The sequence below is a fragment of the Myxococcus dinghuensis genome (assembly GCF_024198235.1).
Lineage (GTDB): Bacteria > Myxococcota > Myxococcia > Myxococcales > Myxococcaceae > Myxococcus > Myxococcus dinghuensis.
Map to the genome: position 1 here is coordinate 115,606 of NZ_JAKCFB010000007.1, position 26,703 is coordinate 142,308.

General features: G+C 71.4%; 19 protein-coding genes. 9 read left to right on the forward strand and 10 right to left on the reverse strand.

The window, feature by feature from the left end; genetic code table 11:
• Positions 1-14: 14 nt before the first annotated feature.
• The 5 genes from LZ198_RS12625 to ydfG all read right to left on the reverse strand — a co-directional run bounded on the left by LZ198_RS12625 (position 15) and on the right by ydfG (position 4,017).
• Complete coding sequence (locus tag LZ198_RS12625) at positions 15-932, reverse strand: alpha/beta fold hydrolase (protein ID WP_253972181.1); 918 nt, start codon at positions 930-932, stop codon at positions 15-17.
• Entirely contained in the window at positions 929-2,053 is a 1,125-nt protein-coding gene (locus LZ198_RS12630) for an alpha/beta fold hydrolase (RefSeq protein ID WP_253972182.1), read from the reverse strand. Before LZ198_RS12630 ends, LZ198_RS12625 begins: the two co-directional genes overlap by 4 nt.
• A complete protein-coding gene (locus tag LZ198_RS12635) occupies positions 2,050-2,481 on the reverse strand; it encodes a hypothetical protein (protein WP_253972183.1) in 432 nt (143 codons plus the stop codon). The genes LZ198_RS12630 and LZ198_RS12635 overlap by 4 nt, the downstream gene beginning before the upstream one ends.
• A gap of 40 nt (positions 2,482-2,521) precedes the next feature.
• Entirely contained in the window at positions 2,522-3,004 is a 483-nt protein-coding gene (locus tag LZ198_RS12640; RefSeq protein WP_323382465.1) for a Uma2 family endonuclease, read from the reverse strand.
• Between the two features lie 263 nt (positions 3,005-3,267).
• Positions 3,268-4,017 carry a bifunctional NADP-dependent 3-hydroxy acid dehydrogenase/3-hydroxypropionate dehydrogenase YdfG gene (ydfG, locus tag LZ198_RS12645; protein ID WP_253972184.1) on the reverse strand — a complete coding sequence of 250 codons (750 nt, stop codon included), beginning with the start codon at positions 4,015-4,017 and terminating at the stop codon, positions 3,268-3,270.
• Between the two features lie 413 nt (positions 4,018-4,430).
• On the opposite strand from ydfG, the gene LZ198_RS12650 reads away from it, so the two are divergent.
• The 3 genes from LZ198_RS12650 to LZ198_RS12660 are packed head-to-tail and all read left to right on the forward strand — an operon-like array spanning position 4,431 to position 10,026.
• A complete protein-coding gene (locus LZ198_RS12650; RefSeq protein WP_253972185.1) occupies positions 4,431-6,083 on the forward strand; it encodes a right-handed parallel beta-helix repeat-containing protein in 1,653 nt (550 codons plus the stop codon).
• A 51-nt stretch (positions 6,084-6,134) separates the two neighbouring features.
• Complete coding sequence (locus LZ198_RS12655) at positions 6,135-8,114, forward strand: PAS domain S-box protein (protein WP_253972186.1); 1,980 nt, start codon at positions 6,135-6,137, stop codon at positions 8,112-8,114.
• Positions 8,104-10,026 (forward strand): ATP-binding protein, encoded by a 1,923-nt coding sequence (locus LZ198_RS12660; protein ID WP_407667419.1) that lies wholly within the window; start codon positions 8,104-8,106, stop codon positions 10,024-10,026. Before LZ198_RS12655 ends, LZ198_RS12660 begins: the two co-directional genes overlap by 11 nt.
• Positions 10,027-10,046: 20 nt before the next feature.
• On the opposite strand, the gene LZ198_RS12665 is transcribed toward LZ198_RS12660, so the two are convergent.
• The 3 genes from LZ198_RS12665 to LZ198_RS12675 all read right to left on the reverse strand — a co-directional run bounded on the left by LZ198_RS12665 (position 10,047) and on the right by LZ198_RS12675 (position 17,304).
• On the reverse strand, positions 10,047-14,954 hold the full coding sequence (locus LZ198_RS12665; RefSeq protein WP_253972187.1) for a hypothetical protein: 4,908 nt from the start codon (positions 14,952-14,954) through the stop codon (positions 10,047-10,049).
• Between the two features lie 174 nt (positions 14,955-15,128).
• A complete protein-coding gene (locus LZ198_RS12670) occupies positions 15,129-16,298 on the reverse strand; it encodes a bifunctional methionine sulfoxide reductase B/A protein (protein WP_253972188.1) in 1,170 nt (389 codons plus the stop codon).
• Between the two features lie 118 nt (positions 16,299-16,416).
• Positions 16,417-17,304 (reverse strand): GspE/PulE/PilB domain-containing protein, encoded by an 888-nt coding sequence (locus LZ198_RS12675; RefSeq protein WP_253972189.1) that lies wholly within the window; start codon positions 17,302-17,304, stop codon positions 16,417-16,419.
• Positions 17,305-17,632: 328 nt separating this feature from the next.
• Here LZ198_RS12675 and LZ198_RS12680 point away from each other — a divergent pair, with 328 nt between their 5' ends.
• From LZ198_RS12680 to LZ198_RS12700, 5 genes are all read left to right on the forward strand, one after another.
• Positions 17,633-18,373: a MotA/TolQ/ExbB proton channel family protein gene (locus tag LZ198_RS12680; protein WP_253972190.1), complete on the forward strand. Its 741-nt coding sequence runs from the start codon at positions 17,633-17,635 to the stop codon at positions 18,371-18,373.
• Between the two features lie 133 nt (positions 18,374-18,506).
• A complete protein-coding gene (locus LZ198_RS12685; RefSeq protein WP_253972191.1) occupies positions 18,507-18,995 on the forward strand; it encodes an ExbD/TolR family protein in 489 nt (162 codons plus the stop codon).
• A gap of 18 nt (positions 18,996-19,013) precedes the next feature.
• A complete protein-coding gene (locus LZ198_RS12690) occupies positions 19,014-19,595 on the forward strand; it encodes an ExbD/TolR family protein (protein WP_253972192.1) in 582 nt (193 codons plus the stop codon).
• Positions 19,596-19,670: 75 nt separating this feature from the next.
• The gene (locus tag LZ198_RS12695) at positions 19,671-20,330 is read left to right on the forward strand and encodes an HAD family hydrolase (RefSeq protein WP_253972193.1); all 660 of its coding nucleotides are present in this window, start codon (positions 19,671-19,673) and stop codon (positions 20,328-20,330) included.
• A 17-nt stretch (positions 20,331-20,347) separates the two neighbouring features.
• Positions 20,348-20,953: a putative glycolipid-binding domain-containing protein gene (locus tag LZ198_RS12700; protein WP_253972194.1), complete on the forward strand. Its 606-nt coding sequence runs from the start codon at positions 20,348-20,350 to the stop codon at positions 20,951-20,953.
• A gap of 196 nt (positions 20,954-21,149) precedes the next feature.
• Here the strand turns inward: LZ198_RS12700 and LZ198_RS12705 are convergent, their stop codons facing one another.
• The gene (locus LZ198_RS12705; protein WP_253972195.1) at positions 21,150-21,371 is read right to left on the reverse strand and encodes a DUF5683 domain-containing protein; all 222 of its coding nucleotides are present in this window, start codon (positions 21,369-21,371) and stop codon (positions 21,150-21,152) included.
• A gap of 270 nt (positions 21,372-21,641) precedes the next feature.
• Here LZ198_RS12705 and LZ198_RS12710 point away from each other — a divergent pair, with 270 nt between their 5' ends.
• Positions 21,642-24,062: an MASE1 domain-containing protein gene (locus tag LZ198_RS12710; RefSeq protein ID WP_253972196.1), complete on the forward strand. Its 2,421-nt coding sequence runs from the start codon at positions 21,642-21,644 to the stop codon at positions 24,060-24,062.
• Between the two features lie 27 nt (positions 24,063-24,089).
• Here the strand turns inward: LZ198_RS12710 and LZ198_RS12715 are convergent, their stop codons facing one another.
• Positions 24,090-26,687, reverse strand: a complete 2,598-nt coding sequence (locus LZ198_RS12715; RefSeq protein ID WP_253972197.1) for a PKD domain-containing protein — start codon at positions 26,685-26,687, stop codon at positions 24,090-24,092.
• Positions 26,688-26,703: the final 16 nt, after the last annotated feature.

Sequence of the window (26,703 nt, forward strand, 5' to 3'; positions counted from 1 at the left end):
CCGTCCTCGTCACCTCATGCGCCCGGGCGCGTGAGCGGCGCGAGGATGTCGCGCCAGTGGGGATAGAGGGAGAAGTGCCCGCCGCCCGGGAGGAAGTGGGGCACCGTGCGGGGGATGCGCGCCGCGAGATACCGCCCCATCTGCGGCGGGACGATGCTGTCGCCCTCCCAGTACCAGAGGTCCACCTCCTGGCGAATCTCCTCCAGGGGGACCTCCCACGGGGACGCGAGGATGTGGGCCTCGCGTCGCATGCCGGCCACGCCTCGCCGGGTGGCCTCGCGTCGCCAGCCGTGCACCTGCGCGGCGATGAGGGGATCCGCCAGCACCTCGCGGTCCGCCGGGGACGAGTGCGAGATGAGCCCCGCGAGCGCCCGCTCGGGGTTGGCGCGCACCTGCCGGTCGTGCATCGCCATCAACGGGTGGAGCAGCCACTCGGGCCAGGCGGCGAGCGAGTAGGCGTTGCGGTACTCGCGGTTGACGCCCTCCATCGCCCCCGGGCGCTTGAGCGGAGAGGCGCCGGAGACGATGGCCACGCGGGTGATGCGCTCGCCCAGCCGCCACGCGGACGCGGCGACGTACGGGCCACCTGCGGACACGCCGAAGAGGGCGAAGCGGCCCACCTTCAGCGCGTCGGCCAACTGCTCCAGGTCGCCCGGGAAGTCGAGCAGCGTGCGCCCGGGCTGGTAGTCCGACAGGCCATAGCCGGGCCGGTCCGGGATGATGAGGCGCACGCCCAGCGCATGGGCGATGCGGTCGTCCGGGTGGCGCATGTAGCGCGAGCCGGGGTTGCCGTGGATGAAGAAGACCGGGAGGCCGTCGAGGTCACCGGCCTCGACATACGCCAGGCGGCGGCCGTCGCGCAGGCGCACGTGGCTCTCGCGAACCCGCACGCCCGTGCCGGAGGAAGCGTCGTTGCTGGAGGAGGGAATCATGGCTCCATCGACTGGGAGCGCGCGGCGATCCACGCGGAGATGGAGGGCCACACGAGCGTGGGGCCCTTGCTGGAGGCGGACAGGCCGATGTGGCCCACGGGATAGCGCCGCGTCTCCTTGTCCTTGGAGGCGACGAGCCCGAGCAACGGCTCGCTCATGGCGGGGAAGGCGATGGTGTCCTGCTCGGCGATGACGTTGAGCAGGGCGGCCTGGATGCGCCGCAGGTCGATGGGGTCGCCGCCCACCTTCATTCGGCCCTGGTGGAAGAGGTTCTGCTGGTAGCAGTCCTTGATGTACTGGCGATACACCTCGCCGGGGAACGGCACGGGGTCGGAGCCCCAGCGCTCCATGGCGAGGAAGGTGGAGACGAAGTCCGGGTCGTCGATGCGCCGGCACACCTCCAGCCAGCGCGTGAGGCGCTGCACGGGCGCGGCCATGAGGAAGCCGCTCTCCAGCACGGGCGTGGGCACGTTGCCGTAGGCGTCCACCAGCGAGTCCACGTCGAAGTGGCTGGACGACGTCCACAGCGTGTAGAGCCCGCCCTTGCTGAAGTCGACCGGCGTGGCCTGGGCCACCAGGTTGCGCACGCCCTCCGGATAGAGCGACGTGTAGGCCAGCGCCATGGTGCCGCCCATGCAGTAGCCGTAGAGCGTCAGGTCGCGGCTCTTGCTCACGCGCAGCGTCCAGCGCACCGCCGTCTGGATGAGCCCGCCGAGCAGGTCCGACCAGGTGAGCCGCTCCTCCTCCTGGCCCGGGATTCCCCAGTCGATGGCGTAGACGTCGAAGCCGTCGCGCGTGAGGTGCTCGATGAGGCTGCGGCCGGGCTGGAAGTCGAGGATGTACCAGCGGTTGATGAGCGAATAGACGAACAGGATGGGCGTGCGGTGGCGGCGGCGCGGCGCGGCGTAGCGCAAGAGGCGCATGCTGCCGCGCGTGTACACCACCGTGTGGGGCGTGGCGCTGATGGGGGGCTCGCGCACGCCCGCGGCCCGTTCGATGAAGGGCTTGAGGTAGGGGTACGGATTGAAGGGGCGGCTCTTGAAGGCGTGGGCGACGGCCCGGGTGAGCTCGACCTGTCCCGTGACGAAGGAGCGCAGCCGCTGCGTGGTGGACGCGGTCATGTCGGGTCGCTGGACTTGGGGGTCGTGTCGGCAGGCGCGGAGGCGTGCTCGGCGGCTTCCTGCTTGTGGAGCAGGTCCACCACCACCTCCAGTTGGGAGCCGAGCGCCTCGACCTGGTCGTTCACGCGGCGCAACTGGTCCTGGAGCAGCTCCACCTCGGAGGCGGTGGGCAGTCGCAGCGAGCGCAGGGCGCCCTCCACGAAGCTGTTGCGCCGGATGCGGGCATTGAAGCCCTGGCGCATGAGGGTGCCGCTGGCGCGCAGGTACGTGGGGCTCTCGGTGACGCGGGCGAGGGCGCGCGTGAGGCCCTGCTCGGCGCGGGTGAAGAGGCGACCCGAGCGGGTGTCCGGGTGGGTGAGGTGGCCCAGGGCTTTCAGCCCCCGGACGAGGAGCCCCTTGGGGTGTGGCGGGCGATCCGAGTCACTCATGCCGCCCAGGTTAGCCCAAGGCGCGCCGGGGACGCAGGGGTCAGCGCCCCCAAAGTGAATGGAGGTTCATGTTTTTGACCTCGAAGGGCTCGGCACGTACCTGTGCGTCACCCGTGTACGACCCCAGCCGTTCCCACGTCCCGTCACGAAGCGCGAAGACCTCCAGCGTCTGGATACGTGGGTCCACGAACCAGAGGTGCTTCACACCCTCCCGGGCGTAGACCTCCATCTTCCGTCCGTGGTCGCGCACCTCGGTCGACGGTGACAGCACCTCGCAGACCCAGTCCGGGGGGAGGGTGAGGGCCGCATCCCGAGGCAGCGCCGGCATGTGTTCCCGTCGCCACCCCGCCAGGTCCGGGACGAGGATGTCTCCCCGCGTCAGATACAGTTCTGGCTCGTCCAGGATGATCCAGCCCCCGAGCCCCTCGCTGCCCAGGTCGAACGGGCCGAGGAGCACCCCCAGCCTCGTGGCCGGAGCGGACATGGGGAAGCGCGGGTTGGGGGCTGATGTGAAGCTCGCCATCGATGATTTCCGCGTGGACGTGCTCCGGAAGCCGCTCGAACTCCTCACGGACGCTCGGCGGTCGCGGTGGCTTGTCGCTCATGGCGCTCCCTGCACTCCGCTCGTCCTGCCCTCGCTCGCCACGCCCGTCGCCCTGCGCCTGGAGGTTCTCGTTCATCCGTGCAGGATGCACCATACCTCTGACATCCTGGGGACAGGCAACGACCTGTGAGGTGACGAGGCGCGGAGGCGGACTCCGAAACGAAGTCCGCCCGCGTTGCGTCTCAGCCCTGTCGCTTCACCGGGAGCGGCCCGAAGGACTGCGAGACCGGCATCAGCGACATGACGTTGATGTTCACGTGCGCGGGGCGCGTCGCGACCCAGTGGACCGCGTCCGCGATGTCCTCGGGCGTGAGCGCCTGCGTGTTCGCGTACACCGACGCGGCGCGCGCGTCGTCGCCCCGGAAGCGGATGTTGGAGAACTCCGTCCCACCCACCAGCCCCGGCTCGATGTCCGTGACGCGCACGGCCGTGCCCAGCAGGTCCGCGCGCAGGTTGAGGCTGAACTGCTGCACGAACGCCTTCGTGGCGCCGTACACGTTGCCTCCCGGATACGGATACTCCGCCGCCACCGAGCCCATGTTGACGATGTGGCCCCGGTTGCGCGCCACCATGCCGGGCAGCACCGCGTGCGTGCAGTACAGGAGCCCGTTCACGTTGGTGTCGACCATCACCTCCCAGTCGTCCAGCTTCGCCGACTGCGCCGGCTCCAGCCCCAACGCCAACCCCGCGTTGTTGACCAGCACGTCCACCTCCGCGAAGTCCGCGGGCAGCCCTCCGACCACCCGCTGGACCGCGTCGCGGTCCGTCACGTCGAGCGTCACCGGCAGCAGCCGCTCCCCCAACTCCTCCCGCAACTTCTCCAAGAGCTCCGTGCGCCGCCCGGTGGCGATGACCTTCGAGCCATCCCGGACGAAGCGACGCGCGATGGCCAGCCCGAAGCCGGCCGTGGCCCCTGTCACCAACACGATCATGGCCTTCCCCTCCGATTCGACGTCCTCGCCGCTACATTGCACGCGTCCCCCGCTCGCGCACAGGGAAACGCGGAGGCCAGCCCCCGCCTCCCCGCCGTGCCGCGACCCGCGTACGGGCTCACGTGACGCCTCTGCCTGCCCCTCGCACGCCCGCTCGCGAATGCAGGAGTCACGCTTCTCCCCGCGTGAAGACACACCGTTCCCGACCCAGGTGCCTGCTCGCCCACGCTGACGCGTGAAGGCGCGCCTCGCGTCCTCCAACCTCGCGGAATCGCATCACCTGCCTTCTTCCCCCTCGGCCCGACAGGCGAGGGTTGCGACCGGGCCGGGGAATGAACAGGGCGCGTGCCCCGATTGGCGGCCGTCCTCGCGAGCGCCTCGTGCATCGCGACCCACACGAGGAGTCCGACAGGATGCGCCAACGCCCGACGCTGCTGACGACCTGCTGCTCCGCCGCCCTGCTCGCCCTGCTGGCATGCAATGGCAAGGGCGAGTTCACCCTGACCACGGGAGCGCCACCCGTCACCGGTGAATCCCCCTCCACGGGCTCGCCGCAGACCCCCTCGCCGTCGACGCCGAACGTGCCCGAGTCCCCCGGCGAAGCACCCGCTCCCACGCCGACGCCGACGCCCGAACCCACGCCGACACCGACCCCCACACCCGAGCCCGAACCCGAGCCCACGCCGCCTCCCGCGCCCACCTACTCGCGCATCCTCTGGGTGTCGCCCTCCGGCAGCGACAGCGCCTCGGGCACCGAGTCCGCGCCGCTGCGCACCGTGTCGCGCGCGCTGACGCTCATCGCGCCGGGTGAGGCCATCTACCTGAAGACCGGAACGTATGCGGAGCGCCTCAAGCTGGAGGAGCGCGGTGGCACCGCGTCCAAGCCGCTCACCGTCAAGGCCGCTCCCGGCGCGTCGCCGGTGGTGAAGCCGGGCGCCAGCGAATCCGCGCTGGTGGACGTGCGCGGCGCCTACTGGACCGTCGACGGCCTCACGCTGGACGCCGCCGGCACCCCCACCTTCGCCGTGTTGTGGCGCGGCGCGGCCACGCACCACGGCGTGTTGCGCAACTGCGTGGCGAAGAACGGCACCGCGGGCGCGGGCCTCAACGTGTCGGAGAAGGCCAGCGACATCCTCATCGAGCGCAACACCATCTCCCACTTCGACAAGGGCAGCAGCGACAGCCACGGCGTCATCGTGCAGACCACCGCGCGCAACGTGGTGGTGCGCGGCAACGACATCCACCACAACTCCGGTGACGGCGTGCAGTGCATCGGCCCGGAGGGAGGCGCCACCGTGACGGGCACGCCCTTCGACAACCTCCTCGTGGAGGACAACGAGCTGCACGAGAACCGGGAGAACGGCGCCGACATCAAGACCTGCACCCGCGTCACCCTGCGCGGCAACGTCATCTGGGGGCACAAGGCGACCTCGACCTCGCGGGGCGAGGGCGTCGTGGTCCACCTCTCCGCGTCCGACGTCACGCTGGAGGACAACGTCTTCTACGGCAACGGCCGCGCCATCAACATCGGCGGCACCCGCGTGAACGCGCCGCCCACCCGCATCACCGTCCAGCGCAACCTCATCCGGGATGGGCTCGGCGGGAGCGAGGACGGCGGGGGCATCCGCGTGGACACCTCCAACACCGTCAAGGTGCTCCACAACACCGTGTGGAACATGCCCGGCGCGTGCCTCACCTTCGGTCATGGCGACACCGGCGCCAGCGCGAGCCTCGATGTCCGGAACAACATCTTCGCGGGCTGTGGCCTGGGGGTCCGTGCGGGCTCGGGGCGCTCCGGCGCCGTCGTGGACGGCAACCTCTACTTCAGCACGTCCGGCGCCGCGCGCTTCCAGCTCGACGGCTCCGAGCGGGGATTCGCTGACTGGCGCTCCTCGAGCGGACTGGACCGCCGCTCGATGGAGAAGTCCCCGGCCTTCGTCAACATCGACACAGGTGACTTCCGCCTGGGTCCGACCTCGCCCGCGAGGAACGCGGGACTCGGGGTGGGCCTGACCTTCTGCGGTGGCGCCCCCGACCTGGGGGCATTCGAGTCGGACTGCCCCTGAGCCGCTGGTGCGTGTAGAGTAGGGCTCCCCCCACTGGACCCTACTCGCCACGTGCCGTCCTCGCTGGAATTCGCTCTCGGCATCACCCTGGTGCCTCCCGCCTCGGCCGCGCGGGAGGTGCTCGCGGCGGCGGCCGCGCGTGCGGGGCTGCGCGTGGTGGATGGCGTGGAGGGCGCGTCCCTGGCGCTGGTGGACCTCACCGCGCCGGGCAGCGGCCCCGCACTGGCCGCGCTGCTCGACTCGCCCCGCGCGCCGCGCCTCTCCCTGGTGGTGCTGGTGGAGCCCGGGGAGCAGGGCTTCGCCGCCGCCGAGCCCCTGCGCCCGCTGGACGTGCTCACCACGCCCGTGGTGGCGCACGAGCTGGTCTTCCGGCTCCAGCGCGCCGCCAGCCGCCACATGGAGCGCGAGAGCCAGGAGCGCGGCCAGGAGGACATGTCGCTCCTGCTCGAGCTGACGGCGGACTACGCGGAGAGCCCCGACGTGGAGGCGCTCCTGTACGGCGTCACCCGGCGACTGGCGGAGAAGCTGGACATCGCCCGCGCCACGCTGGTGATGCTCGGGCGCAGCGCGGACGAGGGCATCATCGTCGCGGCCAGCGACGACCCGGCGCTCAAGGACCTGCGCATCGAGCTGTCGCGCTACCCGGAGATCCGCGAGGTCATGCGCACCGGGCGCCCCGTGGTCATGGAGGAGGCGCCCACGCACCCGCTGCTCGGCGACGTGGAGCGCCGCGCGGTGGCCGCCCGGGGCATCCACGCCATCGCCGCGCTGCCGCTGCCCGTCCGGGGCCAGGTGCGCGGCGTGCTGCTCCTGCGCGCGGCGGGACGGCGGCGCACCTTCACGCCCCGGGAGATCGACTTCCTCACCACCGTGGCGCACGCGACGGCGGTGGCGCTGCGCAACGCCTCCGTGCTCCAGACGGTGCGGGGCCAGACGGAGGCGGAGAAGACGGCGCGCCTGGCCGCCGAGGAACAGGCCGCCTCCTTCAAGCCCTACCAGCTCTTCTTCGCCAACGTCAGCGAGGGCGTGGCCATCCTCGACGACAAGGCGAGCGTGTTGTCGCTCAACCCCTCCGGCGCGGCGATGCTGGACATGCCCGCGGACATGGCGCGAGGGCGGCACCTGCACCAGGTGACGCAGCCGGTGGACGACGGCGTGTTGATGGAGCTGGTGACGGCCGCGTCCCGGGGCGAGGCCCGCTCGGGCGTGGACGTGGAGGTGTGCACCGCGCTGGGGCGCCGCCTGACGCTGTCCATGTCCGCCGCGCCGCTGCGCGACGAGGACGCCGCGACCATCCTCTCCTTCCGCGACGTCACCGACGCGCGCAAGCTGGAGGACGAGCTGCGCCAGACGAAGGACTTCCTGGAGCGGCTCATCGACTCGTCCGTGGACGCCATCATCGCCGCGGACCTGAAGGGGCGCATCATCCTCTTCAACAAGGGCGCGGAGGCGCTCGTCGGCTACACCGCCCAGGAGGCGATGAGCAGCCTCACCGCGGAGCGGCTGTATCCGCCCGGCGTCGCCCGCCGCATCATGGCCACGCTCCGGGGGACCGAGCACGGCGGCAAGGGGCGCATGTCGCTGACGCGCGAGGACCTCATCCACCGCTCCGGTGAACGGGTCCCCGTCAACATGACGGCGTCCATCGTCTACGAGACCGGGCGCGAGGTCTTCAGCGTCGGCATCTTCACGGACATGCGCGACCGGATGAAGCTGGAGCGCAAGTTGTCGGACGCGCAGACGCGGTTGGAGGAGAGCGAGAAGAGCGCGGTCATCGTCGCGCTCGCCGGCACCGCCGCGCACGAGCTGAACCAGCCGCTCACCTCCGTCATGGGGTACGCGGAGTTGCTCAAGCGCAAGTTGAAGGAGGAGGACTTCGCCTGGAAGCCGGTGGACATCATCTACCGCGAGGCGGAGCGCATGGCGGAGATCGTGCGCAAGATCGGCAAGATCACCCGCTACGAGACGAAGTCGTACATGGGGGAGCAGCAGATTCTCGACCTGGACAAGGCCACCTCCCATGAAGACTGAGACCCGCGCCATGCGACTCCCGGATGGACCGGGACCCGAAGCCTTCCAGGCCTTCTTCGAGGCGCTGGATGCCCCCGCCGCCATGTGCGACGCGTCGCTGCGGCTGGTGATGGTGAACGACGCCTTCCATCGCTTCTGCGTGGAGCACCACTTCTCCGTGGAGGACGTCACGCGGACGCTCGCGGGGGCCGGGGTCCTCCCCGCCGACGGCGCGAGCTGCGACGTCGCCCTGGGAGGCATGGGCCTGTCGGGCGCGGTGCTGACGCTGTCTCGCCGCGGCGAGGTGGTGGCCGTGCGCGCGCGCAACGACCCGGAGCTCGCCCGCAGCCGGCTGGTGGTGGCGGAGAAGGCCCTGCTGGAGCAGGCGCGGACCGAGGGCGTGCTGCTCGACCTGGGCCGCAGCGTGGCGGAGGTCGGCGGCGAGGAGGAGCTGGTGGCCGCCGTGGCGCGCGGGGTGAAGGAGCTGTTCCCCGGCCGCTCGTTCTGCATCCGCATCACCGACTCGCGCACCGGCGGGCTCACCTCGCTCTACGCGGAGGGCCGCCTGAAGGAGGGCGCCCACGAGCCGCTGGTGCTGCTCCAGCGCGCGGTGGAGAAGCTGAACCTGAGCCGCGCGGCGCTGCCCTCGGGCCGCGTGGCCGTGCTGGGCGAGGTGCCGCTGCTGTTCCTGGGCAGCACCCACGGCGTGAGCGCGCCGCTCGTCGCCAGCGGGCAGCTCTTCGGCGCCATCAACATGGAGTACCCGGAGGGCTTCGACGCGGACGTCCAGCACGACGAGCGCGTGCTGCTCCAGCTCGCCAGCCAGGTGGCGGTGGCGGTGAAGAACGCCAAGCTCATCGACGAGCTGACGTTCGTGCGCAAGTACCTGGAGGACCTGCTGGAGAAGGCCAACGCCCTCATCCTCGTCGCCAACCGGGACAAGCAGGTGGTGGTGTTCAACCAGGCGCTCAGCGCGCTCACCGGCTTCCGGAAGGAAGACGTGCTGGGCAAGGACATCTTCTGGCTGGTGCCGGAGAGCGAGCACCTGCGGCTGTCCCAGGTCATCGCCGCCGCCATCCGCGGCGAGTCGGTGAACAGCTTCGAGACGCGGCTGCTCGCGCGCGACGGCGGCGAGGTGCGGGTGTCCTTCGCCACGTCGTCCATGCTCGCCCACCACGGCGAGGTCGAGGGCGTCATCGCCATCGGCCAGGACATCACCGTGGTGAAGGAGCTGGAGAAGCGCATCATCCACGCGGAGAAGCTGGCCTCCATCGGGCAGCTCGCCGCCAGCGTGGTGCACGAAATCAACAACCCCATGACGGCGGTGGCCACGTACGCGGACGCGCTGCTCCAGCGCTCGCGCACCACGCCGGGGGCCAACCCCGCGGACCAGGAGAAGCTGCGGAAAATCCTGGAGAGCAGCCACCGCATCCTGCGCTTCACGCGCGACCTGGTCAGCTACGCGCGCCCGGCGCAGGACAAGCCGGAGCGGGTGCAGCTCAACGCCGTGGTGGACATGGCGGTGGGCTTCTGCGAGCACGTCGTCGCCCAGGCCCGCGTCAGCGTCCACCGCGAGTACATGGAGCTGCCGCCGTTGTCCGCGGTGCGCGCCAACCTGGTGCAGGTCTTCGTCAACCTCATCACCAACGCCTGCCACGCGATGCAGCCGGGCGGCGCCGTGTACCTCTCCACGCGGCGCGACGGGCAGGACGCGGTGGTGACGGTGCGCGACACCGGCACGGGCATCGACCCCAAGCACCTCCAGCGCATCTTCGAGCCCTTCTTCACCACCAAGCCGGAGGGCAGGGGCACCGGCCTGGGCCTCTCCATCTGCCAGGGCATCGTGGAGAACCACGGGGGTCGGCTCACCGTGGAGAGCACGGTGGGCGGCGGCACGACCTTCACCGTGAAGCTGCCGCTGTCGGTGGAGTAGGGTGGGGCCTCGCTCCGGCTTCAGTCCCAGCCCTGGAGCTGGATGCGTACCCGACGCACCAGCAGCTCCCACTCCTGGCGCTTGAGCGTCGCCAGGATGCGTCCGCCGATGAGCACGAGCCCGGTGAGCGTCATGACGAGGAAGCCCACGCGGTGGTCGCGAAGCCCCGCGTCGAGCAGGTTCGCCACCACGTCCAGCGTCAGGAAGAGCGTCCCCAACGCCAGGTAGGCGCGAATCTGGAGCAGCATGCCCACGATGACGCCCAACAGGCAGACGCCGCCGAAGACGAGCGCGTACGTCCCGTCCGGCGCCTCGCCCACGCGCATCGCCACCTTGGCCGCGGCCGGCACGTAGAGCAGCAACCCGCCGATGATGCGCACCAGGTTGCGCGCGGCGTGGGGGAGGCTCGACGCGAAGAGCTGGCTGAGCATCAACAGCAGGAGGCCCAGCGGCGCGAGGTAGATTTCCGCGCCCTCCAAGCCGAAGGCGAGCGCCGCGATGAGCAGCGCCACATTCGCCGCCGCCGCCGCGAAGGCGCCGAACAGGCGGCTGCGCTCCACCGCGCCCAGCGCCGCGTAGAGGATGCCCGAGCCTCCCGCGAGCAGCGCGGCCTCGCGCGTGGCCTCGCTCGGCAGCACCAGCGCCATGCCGAAGGGCAGGAGCGCCGCGAAGCGCCGCGTCGCCGCCTCCACGGGCCGGACGCCCGCGCGCCGCGCCAGCACCGTCACCCCCACCAGCACGAAGCCCAGGGCCAACGCGAAGAGCGCGTCATGCTCCGCCCGAAGCCCGGGGGCATACAGGTTCCGCACCAGGGCATAGACGCCCACGATGGAGATCTGCACGAAGTAGACGTGCCGGCCCGTGTGCTCCGTCCAGGCGCAGTGCAGCGCCACCAGCACCGCGAGGCCCACGGCGGCGACGGCCTGGAGCAGCGCCTCCTCCGGCGCCCGCCCGCCCACCGCGAGGACGGAGAGGAGGACGCCCGACATCACGAGCCACGCGTCTCGCCCGGCGGCCAGCCCGCTCGCCACGTCCGCGCGTCGGGACTGGAGCGCCTGACGCGCGACGTGCAGCACCAGCGCGCATCCGGCGGTGACGAGCGCCAGGCTCGCGCCGCGCACGGTGAACAGCGCGTCGTAGCGCGGCCACGGACCGACCCGGCTCGCGGTGAGGGCGATGGAGGACATGAGCGTGGCGAGGCTCGCGAGCCCCACCGCGCCCGCGCCCGCCGCCGCGACGAAGGCCGAGAGCGCGCCCTTCCACTGGAACGACGCCACGAACAAGGTCGTGGCCATCAGCGCGAACGTGACGGCGACCGCCGGTGAGAGCATCCACGTGCCGCCCAGGCCCACGAGCGTCTCCGCGAGCAGGTTGGGGACGGCGAACACCGGGGACGTGTTGCCGTTCACCGCGTAGGCGTACGCCAGCGCCACCGCGAAGTAGACGGCGGCGAGCTGCTGTACGCGGACGCGCGCGGTGCCCTCGGACAGCCCCCTCCTCCGAGCGACCCACGGGCCGAGCACCACGACGAGCAATCCCGACAGCGCGAGCACCGGTCCGGGCCACGCCTCGAAGAGGGCGACCTGGTGCGCCTGGGCGTGGACGAGCAGCAGCAGGCTCACGGCCATGACGCCGCGTCCCTGCGAGCGGGCCCCACCGAGGAAGAGCACCACGCCGGTGCCCAGCACGAGCGCCGCCGCCAGCAGCCCGGGTTGGAAGAGGGCCGCGATGCAGACGAGCCCCACGGCATGGACGGACCAGCGGCGCAGGGCCCGCGTGAAGGCCTCCGAGCGCCGCGTCAGCGTGGCGAAGGCATAGAGGAGCCCCGCCGTGGCCACGCCGACGAGGGCCCGCTGCCAGAGCAGGAAGAGGGTGTCGCCCGGCGCGAGCCACGCCTCGGGTCGCAGCCAGTCCAACGTCGGGCTGATGGCGCTCTCGCGAACCCACTGCCCATCCGGAGGCACGAGCGCGGCCAGGGCCGGCCCCAGGAGGGACTGTCTCGCGGCGCAGAGCGCGGCGCCCCCCAGTCCCAGCATGAGCCCCAGGTGCGACAGGAGCATCGTGCGGAAGGAGCGCTCCAACAGGAGGAACAGCACCGCGGCGCCGAGCACCAGCAGCGGCGGCGTCACGCCGAGCGCGCGCGAGGGGAAGGGCATCGCGACCAGGTACGCGCCCTTGAGCAGCACGAGGGCAAGGGCCAGCACCCCCGCGTGCGGGACGAAGTGGTAGCGCGACCCGTGACGGGGATTCTCCAGCAGCCGCCCGAGCCACGGACCGAACCGCCGCGTGGCCACCGCCAGTCCCCAGAGCGCGATGCCGATGAGCGTCAGCCGCCACGCGACCACGTCCGGCGGCAAGGGCCGCCCCGCCCGATTCGCCATCGAGGTGAGGGCGACGAACCCGCCCGCCACGGCGAGCGTCACCACGGAGCCACGCAGTCGCCAGAAGACGAAGCCCCGCGACGTGAAGACCCCGAGCGAGGCGAGCGTCAGCAGGGCGCCCGCGAGCAGCACCTGGGGACGCCCGAGGTCGTCGGGACTCGACAGCCACTGGACGAGCGTGAGCGCGCCGATGCCGGCCTGGACGAGCGCGGCGACGGCGAACCCGTCGGTGAAGAGGGCCCGTCCCTTCTCGGGGAAGGGCAGCCACTGGGCGTCGAACAGCTTGCGTCCCCGGAGGAGGGGCGCGTCGGGCGCCGTGACGTGACGGCCTCGCAGCGTCGCGAGGAGCGTGAAGCCGAGCGTGAGGGCCGCCGCGACGAACGCGGCGCGGGACGACTGGTAGTCCGCCACCGTCCCCGCGACCTGCGACACGAGGAGCGCCAGGGCCGAGGCCGCGAGGAAGCCCACGGCGCGGCTCCGGTCACGTGCGATGCGCGACAGCAGGAGTCCGAAGAGGAGCGCCGTGGGGAGCAACGGCAACGCCGCACCCAACGGTGGCGCGAGGCCCACGAGCAGCTCGGGCGCCACGGGGATCGCCCCTACGGCGAGGAACACCCCCCACGTCGCGAACACCAGCGAGAGGTCGTCCAGGGGCAGCAGGTCGTTCTCGGGATGGCCGACAGGCTGGGCCCACCGGGCCTGCACGCGTCCGACGAGGCCATGGAGCACGCCCGCCACCGCGAAGAGCGCCAGCGTGCTCCAGCTCCCCGCCAACCCGGGCGTTCCATCGATGAAGGCCCGGGCGCCGAGCACACCGGCGAGCCCCGCCAGATAGTGCAGCCCCCGCCAGCGCCAGCCTCCAGCCGTGTACGCCGCGAACGCGATGACCAGCCCCGTCAAGGTCCGGGGCCACAGGCCCTCGGGGAGGCCGACCCGCGAGACGAGGGGGGGCGCGACCAGGGCGATGACGATGGTCCACAGCAACTGTTGGCCGCGTGCGCTGCCCACCGGACGCAGTCGCGCCGCGAGCATCAGCCCGGAGGACACCACGGCGCCGCCCAACACCCAGCCGCCCGGGTCGAGCGGGAAGACGAGCCGCCCGCACGACACCCCCGCGAGCAGCGCCGTCATCACCGCGGGGTGGAGCAGCGCGCGCCGCCGCGGCTCCAACAGGAAGAAGAGCAGCGCCGCGAGGGCGGGCGTGAGCGCCGAGACGAGGTCGACGGTGAGGTCCTCGCCCGGTGTGATGGAGAACGCCGCGATGGCGCCCACCACCGCGCCGCTGGCCAGCACCGCGTGGGCCACCAGCTCCAGGACCGGGCTCGCGCGCGCGAAGGTGTCACGCATCGCGTCCGTCGTGGAGGCGAACGCCACCACCGAGGCCAGGGCCATGGCCCACAGGCAGAAGCCCGCGAACAGGGGCGTGCCCGGAGACAGCGCGTCGAAGCCCGAGGGGCCGCTCGCCACGCCGAACACCGCCAGCCACAGCGCGCCATAGAGCGCCGCGCCCGCGCCCACCAGCGCCACCTTCCCGTCCACGTCCTTGCGCGAACGCCACGCCGTCGCCGCGAGCGCCACCACGCCCGCGCCCGCGCAGAGCGCGCGCGCCCAGGGGGCCTCGTCCTCGAACCCCATCAACGGCAGCCCCGCGAGCAGCGACGGGAACAGCGCCACGGCGAGCGTCGAGACCGGAGTGCCGTGCAGCAGCCGTCCCGCCGCGCGCAGGGGCACCAGGCTCACGCCCGCCACGGCGAGCGCGACCGCCACGCCCAGCGCCGGCCAGAGCGCCACGAGCGAGGACAGCGCGATGAACACCACAGGGAGCAGCGCCAGGCCGATGCCCGCGAGCACGCGCCCCACCGGCCGCGAGCGCCGCCCCAGGAACACACCGAGCCCGACGAAGGCCGCGTGGTAGACCAGCAGCGCGCCCGTGACGAGCAACTGCCGGGGCACGCCGCCCAGCGCGCGCCAGGCCTCGCGCACGCCCATCAGCGAGCCGCCCAGCACCAGCACCGCGCCCAGGAACCACCAGATGTAGTCGTTGAGTCGCGGCGAGCGCTCGGCGCTGGCGTCGAGCGCGACCATCGCCTCCAGCCCACCGCTCAGCGCGCCCGCGGGGTCGCGGGTGAACAACGCCTGTCCCGACCCCAGGGCCGAGCCGAGGTCGTCCTCGCTCGCGTCGTCGTTCCCGGTGGACCGCGCGCGGGCCGCCCGCTCACGGCGACGGGCCTTCTCCTCGCGCTCCGCCCGCGCCGCGGCGTCCAGCGAACGCGCCAGCTCTCCGCCCCAGCCCGGACGCCAGTCGAACACCTGTTGCAGCGAGCCGGCGAGCCGCTCCGCCCACGCCTCCGCGCGAGCGGCCGGGTCCGCCACCACGGTCGCGGCGACCACCGCCGCCGCGGCCTCGACCCCAGGGGCCGTCACTTCGGTCGCGGTCCCGGTGGGGACCTCGAGGGCGGGCGCTTCGTCGAGCGTCTGCTCGAGGCGCGTCGCGGTCTCCGCGTCGATGAGCGCGTGGGTGCGCCACCCCTGGATGCGTCGCCACAACGTCTCGCGGACGAGCGCCTCGAAGTGAGGCTCGGTGACAGGAACGAGGGGAGCGCCACATTCCGAGCACTCCGACCCCGATTCCCCCGCTCGGAGTCGCGCGCAGACTGGGCAGAGCATGCGGGCCAGCATAGCCGCAGTCTCCGCGCGTCCGCGCGCTCCCCTCCGCCGCTCTCAATCCCTCAGGTAATGGCAGGTGTATCCACTCGGGTTTTTCACGAGATAGTCCTGGTGGTAGCTCTCGGCGGGCGTGAACTCGCCTGCCGGGGTGATTTGCGTCACCACGGGGCGCGACCACTTGCCGGAGGCGTCCACCCGCGCCTTCACCGCCTCGGCCACCCGGCGCTGCTCGTCGGAGAGGACGAAGATGGCGGACCGGTACTGCGTGCCCACGTCGTTGCCCTGGCGGTTGAGCGTCGTGGGGTCGTGCATCCGGAAGAACCACTTCTCCAGCAGCGTCTCGTAGCTCAGCACCTTCGGGTCGAACACCACGCGCACCGACTCCGCGTGCCCCGTCCTCCCGGAGCTCACGTCACCGTACGTGGGGTTCGCCAGGGTGCCGCCCGTGTAGCCGACGTCCGTCTGGAGGACGCCGGGAATCTTGCGCAGCAGATCCTCCATGCCCCAGAAGCAGCCGCCCGCGAGCAGCGCCGTCTGCGTCGCGCCGGACGCCGCGAGCGCCTTGCCCACGTCCACCTTCGGGGCGGGCGCGGCGGCGGTCGTGGGCTGGCGGCCGAACAGCGGCAGGTACTCGCCATAGCCGCGCTGCTCCAGCTCCCCCACGGGGATGAAGCGCAGCGCCGCCGAGTTGATGCAGTAGCGCTGGCCCGTGGGCTTCGGCCCGTCGTCGAACAGGTGGCCCAGGTGCGAGTCACCCGTCTTCGAGCGGACCTCCACCCGCGCCATCCCCAGGCTCTCGTCGCGCTTCTCCACGACGTGCGCGGTGTCCACCGGCCGCGTGAAGCTGGGCCAGCCGGAGCCGGAGTCGAACTTGTCGCGCGAGGAGAACAAGGGCTCGCCCGTGGCGACGTCCACATAGAGGCCCTCCGCGTGGTTGTTCCAGTACGCGTTGTGGAAGGGGCGCTCGGTCGCCGCCTCCTGCGTCACCTCGTAGGACAGCGGCGTGAGGTCGCGGCGCAGCTCCTCGTCGGAGGGCTTCGCGTAGCGGCGCGTGTCGCTCACGTTGGCGCGCGCGCCCGAGTCGAGCGCCGCCGAGGACGCGCCGCTCGCCTGCGTGCACGCGGCCAGCACCGCGAGTGTGGCGATGAATCCGAACAGCAGGTACCGCGAGGGGCCGTCGCGCCGACGCGGCGACGGGGTGGGGTGGGCGGTGGCGGACGTCATGGCTCCAGGCCTCCAGGCATGCCCGGCATACGGGGCTCTCCTCACCGTACGCGCGAGCCCTGGAGTCGGTTTCAGCCGGAGTCGGCTGGCCCGGCGCCACGCCCGTGGCGCGACGCGCTCAGCCCTCGCCCTCACCCTCGCTGTCCAGCTCGCGGGTGAACTCCTCCTTCGACAGCAGGCCCTTGCGCGCCATGATGCGCATCAGCGCCCAGAACTTGCGCTCCAGCTCCTCCACGCGGTCCGGGTCCTCGCGCGCCTGGCCGAAGAGGTAGTCGAGGTCGTCCAGCACGCCCCCGCCGGTCGCGGGCTTCGGCTTGGTCGTGGCCTGCTCGCGCTTCTGCTTGCGCTGCTCCTCGCGCGAGCGGATCAGCTCCGCCAGGGACGTGCGCTGGGTCTGCTCTCCCGGCGGGAGCTCCTCGCCGACGATGACCTCCTCGTCGTCCACCGGCTCGGCCACGTCGACCGGCTGGGGCGCCGTGGGGCGGGCGGGGGGCGGCGTCGCGGGACGGGGGCGCGCGGGGCGCGGCGCGGGAGCGGAGGTGGCCGCGCCCGGCGTGGCCACGGGGACCTTGTGGTAGTAGCGCAGGATGGCGCCGCGCACCGCGGACAGCGCCGCCACGCGCACGCCCACCTTCAGTCCGGTGGTGAACTCGATCTCCTCCACCGCCGTGACGTTCAGTGGATCACTCATCGCGACCACGAGCTGCCGCCGCCCGCCCACGCTCTCCAACGCGATGGGGAACAGGTCGTGCTGCTCGCAGAACCGAGCCCGCAGCATGTGCACCGCCGCCCACTCCGGCGTCAGCGCCGCCAGGTCCACCTGGGGCATCCCCAGGGCCTGGCTCAGCGCGCCCGCCAGCGTGGCTTCGGTAATCGCTCCCTGAGCGATGAGTGTCGCTCCCAGTCGTTGCCCGGACTTGCGGTGGGCCGCGAGCCCCGCCTCGAGCTGGGCGACGGTGATCGCCCGCTGCTCGAGCAGCAGCTCGCCAATGCGCTTCCTCGCCATGGGCCGGCCATTACCACGCGCCCCGTGGGCTCGGAAGCACGTGCGCTTGCACAACCGCACGTTCTTGGGAAGCCCCCCGCAATGCCTGCTCCGCTGCCCGCAGAGACGGCTGGCAAGGGGTGGTTTCGCGCAAATTTCCTGTGAGATTTCAGCACTTAACGGCGCGGTGCCTGCCTTGACACCCCTGACAGCCATTCCTAAAGTCGGCACCACCGTTTTCAACATCCATTCCTGCCGCCCACTGAGTCTTTGGGGCGCACGCCCGGGGGGGCGACAGGTTCTGGAAGGTCCGCACCGACGGGCCGAGCCGCCGTGGAGGCAAGACGCGATGAACCTGGGGTTTTTGACGAATCTGGCCGTGCTCGCGAACACCGGCGGTCCCGAGCGGGGCTTCTTCGAGGAAGTCGCCAGGCGTTGGGAAGCCGGTCAGTGGGGTATGTACCCCATCGCCGCCTGTCTCGTGGTGGCGCTCTCCATCATGGTGGAGCGCATCATCGTCCTGTTCGGCAAGGCCTCCATCAACAAGGAAGCCTTCCTGCGCGGCCTGAAGAAGCACATCTACGCGGGTGATCTGGACAAGGCCATCAACTACGTGGCCGGCCAGAAGGCCACGCCGCTGACGAGCGTCATCAAGGCCGGCCTGATGAACGTCCCCAAGGGCCAGGACGAGGTCCAGGCGGCCCTGGACGAGGCCACCCTGCGCGAGACGCCGCGCCTCGAGGCGCGCAGCGGCTACCTCGCGATGCTCGGCAACGCGGCGATGCTCGCCGGTCTGCTCGGAACGGTGTCCGGCCTCATCGCCTGCTTCGAGGCGGTGGCCAACGTGAACCCGGCCGACAAGGCGACCATTCTCGCGAACGGTATCTCGGAAGCCATGAACTGCACGGGCTTCGGTCTGGTGACGGCGATTCCCTGCCTCATCGCCTTCTCCGTGCTGATGGGCCGCACCCAGTCGCTGATCAACGACATCAACGAGACCAGCGTCTCCGTGCTCAACCTCATCGTGGCCAACAAGGACAAGTTCAAGAACCTGAACGTCCCCGCCGCCCGGGACCACCACGACGACTGAGGTCCGTGTCCCCTGGAGGGAACCGGAACCCGGGCGCGCTGTCTGACGTCCCCGAAAGGGACGCGCCGCGCGCCCTTCTTCAGTCACAACCGCGCCACCCGGCAGTCCGGCGCGGACGCAGGAGGAGAACGCCATGGCCGGCGGAATGGACACAGGTCAAGGTGGCAAGGGTGGCAAGAAGCCGCTCGACACCGCCATCAACCTGACGGCTTTCATCGACCTGATGGCCGTGACCATCAGCTTCCTCATCATGACGGCGGTCTGGACGCAGATCGGCCGTCTGCAGGTCTCCCAGGCGGGAGGTCCCTCCACGGAGGAGGAGCAGCCGCCCCCGGAGACCAAGACGGTTCAGCTCACGCTGCTCATCACGCCCACGGAGATGCGACTCACCGCGGACCAGAGCACGTTCGAACCGATTCCCCTCACCAAGGACGCGAAGGGCAAGACGGACCTGTCGAAGCTGACGGCGCGCTTCAAGGAGCTCAAGGCGCAGCTTCCCGACCAGTCGTCCATCACCCTCCAGCCCGAGGACAAGGTCCGCTACGAGGACCTGGTCCGCATCATCGACGAGTGCATCGGCTCCGGGTTGCCCCAGGTGTCGGTGTCCGCGGCGATGGGCTAGCACGGAGCCACAGCACACATGGCCATCAAGGTTCCAGGCAAGCGGTACGGCAAGCGCCTCCAGCACTCGAAGGTGTTCGGTCACGGCGCGGCCCATGCCAAGCGCAGCGGCTACGCCGACCTGCTCATCACCCCGCTCGTCGACATGTTCGTCATCATCGTGCTCTTCCTCATCGCGAACTTCTCCGCGACGGGCGAGGTGCTGATGATGACCAAGGACATCCAGCTTCCCGAGGCGGTCAACGTCAAGGAAGTGGAGATGCACCCGGTCGTCATGGTGTCCGGTGACCAGGTCAGCGTGTCCGGCACCATCGTCGGTCGCGTCGAGGACCTCACCAAGGACGAGTACCTCAACATCCCCGCGCTGGAAGAGAAGCTGCGGGACATGAAGAAGCAGTTCGAGGACCTCCACGCCATGGCGAACGACGCGGCGAACACGTTCAAGGGCGACATCAACATCCAGGCCCACAAGGACGTGGAGTACGCCATCATCAAGCGGGTGATGTTCAGCTGCGCCACGGCCGGCTACAACAACATCAACTTCGCGGTGCTCACCACGAGCGGTGGCAACGATGCCACGGCCGCGGCGGCGCCTCACTGATACAAGGCGGAGTCGACGCCTCGGACGCCCTGGCCTCGCGGCCGGGGCGTTTTTCGTTTTGGGAGCCATGTGGACATGCGGCTGCGCGCGGTGCTCTTCGACCTGGATGGGACGCTGGTGGACTCGTTGGGGGACATCGCGGACGCGATGAACCACGCGCTGGCGCGGCATGGGCTGCCCACGCACCCGGAGGTCGCGTACCGCCACTTCGTGGGCGAGGGCGTCCGGGAGCTGGCCCGCCGCGCGGTGGGCGCCGGTCAGGAGGCGCTGGCCGCTCCCGTGCTGGAGACGTACCACGCGTACTACGACACGCACCTCTTCGACCGGACCGCGTACTACCCGGGCATCCCCGCGATGCTGACGGCGCTCGCGGAGCAGGGCGTGGCGCTGGGCGTGCTGAGCAACAAGTCGGATGACTTCGTGAAGCGCCTGGTGGCGAAGCTGCTGCCCGGGGTGCCGTTCGGCGCCGTGTACGGGGAGCGGCCGGGCATGCCGCGCAAGCCGGACCCGACGGCGGCGCTGGCGCTGGCCGCGGAGCTGGGGATGGCGCCCGGCGCGTGCGGCTTCGTGGGCGACACCGCGGTGGACATGCTGACGGCGCGCGCGGCGGGCATGTACGGCGTGGGCGTGACGTGGGGGTTCCGCGACGTCCACGAGCTGAACACCCACGGCGCGCGGGCGGTGGCCACCACGGCGGACGAGCTGCTGGCGGCGCTGCGCGGCGCCCGGCCCTGACATAGGTTACCGCGCGTATGGACTTCCCCTGGAACGGACCGGCGGCCTCGTCCCGCCTCCTGCGCGCCTGGATGTGGAAGCGGCTGGACGGCGAGGGCAGCGAGTACGGCGAGCTGCGCGCGACGGACACGGGCCACCTGCTGGTGGGCTCCGTCACCCTCGAGGACGCGGGCGCGCCCCACCTCGTGACCTATGCCATCCACGTGGACGCGGCGTGGCGGACCCGCGCGACGCGCGTCGAGCTGCGACGGGGCGACGTGCGCCGGTCGCTCGACCTGCGGGCCGACGAGGCGGGGCGCTGGTGGAGCGGCGCGGAGGAGGTCACCGCGTTCCGGGGCTTCGTCGACGTGGACCTGGGCTTCTCGCCGTCGACGAACACGCTGCCCATCCGCCGGCTGGGGTTGGCGGTGGGGCAGGCCGAGTCGCTGACGGCCGCGTGGGTGCGCATGCCGGACCTGGCCCTGCTCCCGCTGCCCCAGCGCTACACGCGGCTGTCGCAGACGCGCTACCGCTACGAGAGCACCACCGGCAGCGGCTTCCAGGCCGAGGTGGACGTGGACGCGCTGGGGCTCGTGCTCCGCTATCCACCGGGTTGGGAGCGCGTCGCGGACACGGACCGCTGAACGCCCCCGTCTTCTCCACCACGGCACGTCGGGGAGGACGGCGCGGGGACCGCGTGGAGCGCACCTGGGAGGTCGGCTTCGCGGTGCTGGGCGGCGCCTCCGCCCGGGCGAGCGCCCGGTGGCCTGCCTGATTTGCTGGAGAGACGGGCCCACCCGTCACGTCGTGGGTCCGTCTCCGACTCCAGGTCGCGCGCGGCTAGACGACCGTGACGCGATACTTCGCCTGGTCCTCCGCCCGGTTGTGGGCGGTGGCGGCGGAGATGATGTGGCAGACCCAGCCCAGGCATCCTCCCGTGCCGATCCAGAAGCCCGGGGTGATGATGAGCCAGAAGACACCGCGCAGGATGTCCCCGTTGTAGATCTGCCCCACACCGGGGATCAGAAACGACAGCAGGGCAGCGATTCCGGGACGCGACATCGTCTTGGTTCCTCCTTGTCTTCCACTACGGACGGACCCCGTGGCCATTGCATGGGCACGGCGCATGGGCGGGCGCCGCCGACCTATCGGCTCCTGGACGCTTGCCCGCCTGGCGGGCTGAGTGAAGGTGCAATGCCGGGCCCGGGCCGCTAGCATGGAGTCACTTTGTGAACCCGCCGGGTCGGCCAGGCGGGAGTCCCCGGGGGGCACGTCATCATCGGGCTGATCCGAGCCAGCGCGGGCGCGCTTCGTGGGAAGCATCTCCTGGAGATGCTGGCCCTGGCCGGCGTGTATTTCGTGACCGCCCAGCTCGGGCTCGCGATGGCCACGCTCGGGGGCGTCATCAGCCCCGTGTGGCCACCGACGGGCGTGGCCCTGGCGGCGCTGCTCCTGCGCGGTCCCCTCCTCTGGCCGGGTGTCTTCCTGGGGGCATGTCTGTCGACGGCCTCCACGGGCCTACCCTGGCCGGTGGTGCTGGGCATCGGTGCGGGCAACACGCTGATGCCCACGCTGGGCGCGGTGCTCGCGCGGCGGATGCGCATGGGCGTGGACCTGTCACGCATCCGTGACGTGGTCATCCTGGGCGCGGTCGCGGGCGCGGGGTGCTCCATCGTGAGCGGGTTGCTGGGGCCGCTGTCGCTGGCGCTGGGCGGCGCGCTGCCCCGGGAGTTCCTGGCCAGCGGCATGTGGGTGTGGTGGGTGGGGGATTTGACCGGCGTGCTGGTGGTGTCGCCCTCGCTGTTGCTGCTCAGTCGTCCCTCCTGGCCCCAGCGGTTCGGCGAGGCGGCGGCGCTGGCGGCGCTGACCACGGGGCTGGGCGCGAGCATCTTCCTGTTCCCGGGGCTCCAGCCCGCCGTCGCGCACGCGGCCAGCTTCCTCCTGTTCCCCATGTCGGCGTTGGCGGCGCTGCGCTTCGGGCCTCGGGGCGCGGCGGCCGTGTCGCTGGCGCTCTCCGTCGTCGCCATCACCGGCACGGTGCGGGGGCAGGGGCCGTTCTCCTCGGGGAGCACGGCGCAGGACCTGCTGGTGCTCCAGTTGTTCATCGTCGTCAACGCGGTGACGGCGCAGTTGCTGGCCGCGGCGAGCGAGGAGCGTCAGCGCGCGGTGGAGAAGCTCCAGTTGCTGGCCACCACGGTGCGCGGCGTCCACGAGGGGGTCTTCATCGCGGAGATGTCGAGCACGGGCGTGCTGCGCACGGTGTTCGCCAACGAGGCGCTGAGCCTGCTGCTGGGGCGCTCCCAGGACGAGATGGTGGGGAAGGACCCGTGCCTGCTGTATGGCGAGCAGGACGCGCGGCTCCACCAGCGGGTGCGCTCGGCGCTGGTGGCGGGGGAGTCGCTCTGCGTCGAGGTCACCGTGACGCGCAAGGATGGCCGCGTCGTCTCGACGGAGGTGCTGCTGTCGCCGGTGCGCGCGACGGGCGGGGCCGTCACGCACTTCGTGGCCACCCACCGCGACATCACCGCGACGAAGGAGCTCCAGGCGCGGCTGGTGGCCGCCGAGCGGGTCGCCGCGGTGGGGACCCTCGCGGCGGGCGTGGGCCACGAAATCAACAACCCGCTGGCCTACCTGGTGCTGAACCTGGAGGCCGCCTCGAGGGGGCTCTCCGAGGGCGGGATGCTGGGGGTCCGCGACGCCCAGGCCAGCGTGCGCGGCGCGCTCGAGGGCGCCGAGCGCATCCGGCTCATCGTCCGCGACCTCCAGGTGTTCAGCCGCCAGGGGGACCAGGAGCGCGCGGTGCTGGACCTCAACGCGTTGGTGCCTCCCGCGGTGCGCATCGTCAGCCATGCGCTGCGCCACCGCGCGCGGCTGGTGGAGGAGTTCGGTCCGGTGCCCCGGGTGATGGGCAGCGAGGCGCGGCTGGGGCAGGTGCTGCTCAACCTGCTGGTCAACGCGATGCAGGCCATCCCCGAGGGGAACCCCACGCTGCATGAGGTGCGCGTGCGCACCAGCACGGACGCCTCCGGCCGCGCGCGCGTGGACGTGATGGACACCGGCGTGGGCATCCCCGAGCAGGTGCTGCCGCGCATCTTCGAGCCCTTCTTCACGACCAAGCCCACGGGCGAGGGCACGGGGCTGGGGCTGGCCATCTGCCAGCAGATCATCCGCACGCACGGCGGAGACCTCACGGTGAGCAGCGTGGAGGGCAAGGGCTCCGTCTTCACGGTGCTGCTGCCCGCCGCGCCCGTCCAGGTGGAGGTGCCGCCACGGCCCGCGTCCCGGGGCATGTCCGCGCCGGTGCCGTCGTCGGGGCGGCGCGGACGCGTGCTGGTGGTGGACGACGAGCCGAGGCTGGCCCAGTCCATGCGCCTGCTCCTGGAGCCGTATCACGACGTCGTCACCACCACGCGGGGCGGCGAGGCGCTGGCGCTGCTGTCGGCGGGCCACCGCTTCGACGTCATCCTCTGCGACCTGCAGATGCCGGAGACGGACGGCGCCACGTTGTATCGGCGGCTGGGCGTCATGGCGCCGGAGCTGGCGCGGCGGGTGGTGTTCATCTCCGGTGGCGCGTACACGCCGGAGACGCGCGTGTTCATCGAGACGGTGCCCAACCTGGTGCTGGAGAAGCCCGTGCGTCCGGAGGTGCTGATGGCGTCCGTGGACGCCGCGCTGGACGCGCTCGAGCAGCGGCGGGAGGCGCTCGAGGAGGACGACGAGCCCGTGGCCCGCGCGGGCGGCGCTCGCCACTGAGGACGGCGCCACCCGGCGGTGGGTGTGTCAGTTGCCGCGGGTGCTGACGCGCTGCTGGAACATCCAGTCCCAGAGCGCCTGGGTGGCGTAGGCGTTCCGGCACACCTGCGGGTCATGCCCCAGGTTGGCGTAGATGGTGGGGAGCTTCATCGCGCTCGTGGTGCCGCCACACTGCGTCTCCAGCTTCGTCTTGAGGTCCGTGGACATCTCCGGACTCGACTGCGTGTCCAGCGCGCCGTGGAAGGGCCAGATGGGCAGCGTGCGGAAGCCGCAGTAGCCGGAGATGTTGGCGGGCGTGCTCGTGACGGAGATGGGCACGAACGCGGCGAACTTCGACAGGTTGGGGAGGAGGATCTCCTCGTAGAGGGTGTTGGCGCCTCCGCTGAACCCCGTGACGTAGACGCGGTCGGTGTCCACCAGGAAGTCCTTCTGGAGGTCCTCCAGCAGGGACAGGATCCGGTTGGACTGGAACCAGGCGTTGTTCCCGGTCTTGGCCCCCCTGAAGAAGTGGGGGGACACGGCGATGGCCCCGAACGTCTGGCGGAAGGTGGCCGACTGGAGGTTCCAGGCGAGGCCCTCGGGAGTGGTGGCCACCGACTGGAGGTCGCTGTTCAGCGTGACGCCGCCCGTTCCGTGCAGGGAAATGACGAGCGGCCACCGCGCGTTGCGGTCCGCGTTGTATCCAGCCGGGAGGAACGCCGCGTAGCCATGGCGCGCGCTGCGCACCGCATACTGCTCACCCGCGGGGCAGGACATCGCTCCGGTGGGCGAGGGTGCCGCCTTGCCTTGCACCTTCAGCTCTCGTACGACACAGGGGTCCGTCTGGTTGGGGTCCTGCGGGTTGTAGACGCTGTCGAGGCAGAGGAGGCGGACCTTGGTGGCCACGACCGGCTCCGTGAAGGTGAGGCTCTTCACCGTGGTGGCGACGGGGTTCGCGCTCACGGTCGCGCCCGGGAGGGTCTTCCAGCAACCCCCGTCCCAGGACTGGAGGACGAAGTTCTTCATGGCGTTGGTCGCGGTGGCGGAGGTGCCCAGATGCACCTCGGCGCTGTGCAGCTCGAAGGCGCCCTGGAGGTCGACGTCGAGGTACGTGCCCGGACGGTCCGGGTTGACGGAGGTCTCCCACCGCGTGGTCAGGTTGTCGTCCGTGGCACGCGCGGCCGGGAAGGAGCCGCTGGCCTGCATGGCCGTGGTGGGCTTGCCCTTGACCACGTTGGTCAGCGTGTCCGCGCTGGTGGCCGTCACCGTCACGTCGTCCGAGTGGGTGGCGCCGTCGTCATCCGTCACGGTGAGGCGGAAGACGTAGGTGCCGGCGGTCAGGCCGCTCACGGAGAGCGACAGGGTGTTCGCGCCGCTGAGCGTGGCGACAGGCCCGCTGACCTGCGTCCAGGCGTAGGAGACGACGCTGCCGTCGGAGTCCGTCGCCGAACCGGTGAGGGTGATGCCCGCGGACGGCAGGGCCACGCTCCGGTCCGCGCCCGCGTTGGCCACGGGCGGCTGGTTCGCCGGAGCGGCGGAGACGGTGACCGTCACGTCGTCGGAGTGGGTGGCGCCGTCGTCATCCGTCACGGTGAGCCGGAAGACGAACGTGCCCGCGCCGAGGCCGCTCACGGAGAGCGTGGCCGTGCTGGCGTTGGCGAGCGTCGCGACGGGCCCGCTGACCTGCGTCCAGGCATAGGCGGCGATGGTGCCGTCGGTGTCCGTCGCGGAGCCGGTCAGCGTGACGCTGGACGTGGGCAGGGTGACTCCCACGTCCGGGCCCGCGTTGGCGACGGGAGCCTGGTTCACCGGCGCGGCGGACACGGTGAGGGTGACGTCGTCGGAGTGGGTGGCGCCGTCGTCATCCGTCACGGTGAGCCGGAAGACGAGCGTGCCCGCGGAGAGTCCGGTGAGGGAGAGCGTGGCGGTGTTCGCGCCGGCCAGGGTCGCGATGGGGCCGCTGACCTGCGTCCAGCCATAGGAGACGATGGTTCCATCCGCGTCCGTCGCCGAGCCCGTCAGGGTGATGCCGGAGGAGGGCAGGGTGACGCTGCGGTCCGCGCCCGCGTTGGCCACGGGGGGCTGGTTCGCGCCCGGCGTGGCGGGCAGGCCGAACACCCACAGCTCCTTCACGCGGCAGTTCTCCTCGTTGGGCTCGTTGCAGAGGAAGCGCACGCGCTGGCCCCGCACCACCTGGGTGAAGGTGGTGGAGACCGCGATGCTGGTGTTGCCCGTCCTCGCGGCGCCGGGGATGGGCTGCCAACGGGTGCCGTCGTAGTAGTGCAGGTCGTAGTTCGCGACGGGGCGGATGTCCTGGTAGCCCGTGTAGAGCTCCACGCGGTGCAGGTCGAACGTGCCCTGGAGGTCGATGTCCAGGTATCGCTGGGCGAAGCGATAGGGCCCGGGGCACCACCGCGAGTCATCCGCGGTGATGTTGCCGTCCACCGCCTTCTCCGGCGGGAAGAACGGGTCCTCCTGGACGTGTGACGCCGTGGCCGGCTTGAGCAGCGTGACGTTGACCAGCCCGTCGTCCAGCGCCGAGGTCTTCCCGGCGATGGCCGATGCCGGTGTCTCGGTCGCGCCCTCGCAGCCCGCGAGCATCAAGGCCAGCGCCCAACTCCCCATCGAGATGTATTTCTTCGTCAAGGCGTGTTCTCCGGGA

Excerpts from the sequence above, each read along its gene's own strand:
- LZ198_RS12625 (WP_253972181.1), bottom strand. The coding sequence starts at position 932 with ATGATTCCCTCCTCCAGCAACGACGCTTCCTCCGGCACGGGCGTGCGG.
- LZ198_RS12630 (WP_253972182.1), bottom strand. The coding sequence starts at position 2,053 with ATGACCGCGTCCACCACGCAGCGGCTGCGCTCCTTCGTCACGGGACAG.
- LZ198_RS12635 (WP_253972183.1), bottom strand. The coding sequence starts at position 2,481 with ATGAGTGACTCGGATCGCCCGCCACACCCCAAGGGGCTCCTCGTCCGG.
- LZ198_RS12640 (WP_323382465.1), bottom strand. The coding sequence starts at position 3,004 with ATGGCGAGCTTCACATCAGCCCCCAACCCGCGCTTCCCCATGTCCGCT.
- ydfG (WP_253972184.1), bottom strand. The coding sequence starts at position 4,017 with ATGATCGTGTTGGTGACAGGGGCCACGGCCGGCTTCGGGCTGGCCATC.
- LZ198_RS12650 (WP_253972185.1), top strand. The coding sequence starts at position 4,431 with ATGCGCCAACGCCCGACGCTGCTGACGACCTGCTGCTCCGCCGCCCTG.
- LZ198_RS12660 (WP_407667419.1), top strand. The coding sequence starts at position 8,104 with ATGAAGACTGAGACCCGCGCCATGCGACTCCCGGATGGACCGGGACCC.
- LZ198_RS12670 (WP_253972188.1), bottom strand. The coding sequence starts at position 16,298 with ATGACGTCCGCCACCGCCCACCCCACCCCGTCGCCGCGTCGGCGCGAC.
- LZ198_RS12675 (WP_253972189.1), bottom strand. The coding sequence starts at position 17,304 with ATGGCGAGGAAGCGCATTGGCGAGCTGCTGCTCGAGCAGCGGGCGATC.
- LZ198_RS12680 (WP_253972190.1), top strand. The coding sequence starts at position 17,633 with ATGAACCTGGGGTTTTTGACGAATCTGGCCGTGCTCGCGAACACCGGC.
- LZ198_RS12685 (WP_253972191.1), top strand. The coding sequence starts at position 18,507 with ATGGCCGGCGGAATGGACACAGGTCAAGGTGGCAAGGGTGGCAAGAAG.
- LZ198_RS12690 (WP_253972192.1), top strand. The coding sequence starts at position 19,014 with ATGGCCATCAAGGTTCCAGGCAAGCGGTACGGCAAGCGCCTCCAGCAC.
- LZ198_RS12695 (WP_253972193.1), top strand. The coding sequence starts at position 19,671 with ATGCGGCTGCGCGCGGTGCTCTTCGACCTGGATGGGACGCTGGTGGAC.
- LZ198_RS12700 (WP_253972194.1), top strand. The coding sequence starts at position 20,348 with ATGGACTTCCCCTGGAACGGACCGGCGGCCTCGTCCCGCCTCCTGCGC.
- LZ198_RS12705 (WP_253972195.1), bottom strand. The coding sequence starts at position 21,371 with ATGTCGCGTCCCGGAATCGCTGCCCTGCTGTCGTTTCTGATCCCCGGT.
- LZ198_RS12710 (WP_253972196.1), top strand. The coding sequence starts at position 21,642 with ATGCTGGCCCTGGCCGGCGTGTATTTCGTGACCGCCCAGCTCGGGCTC.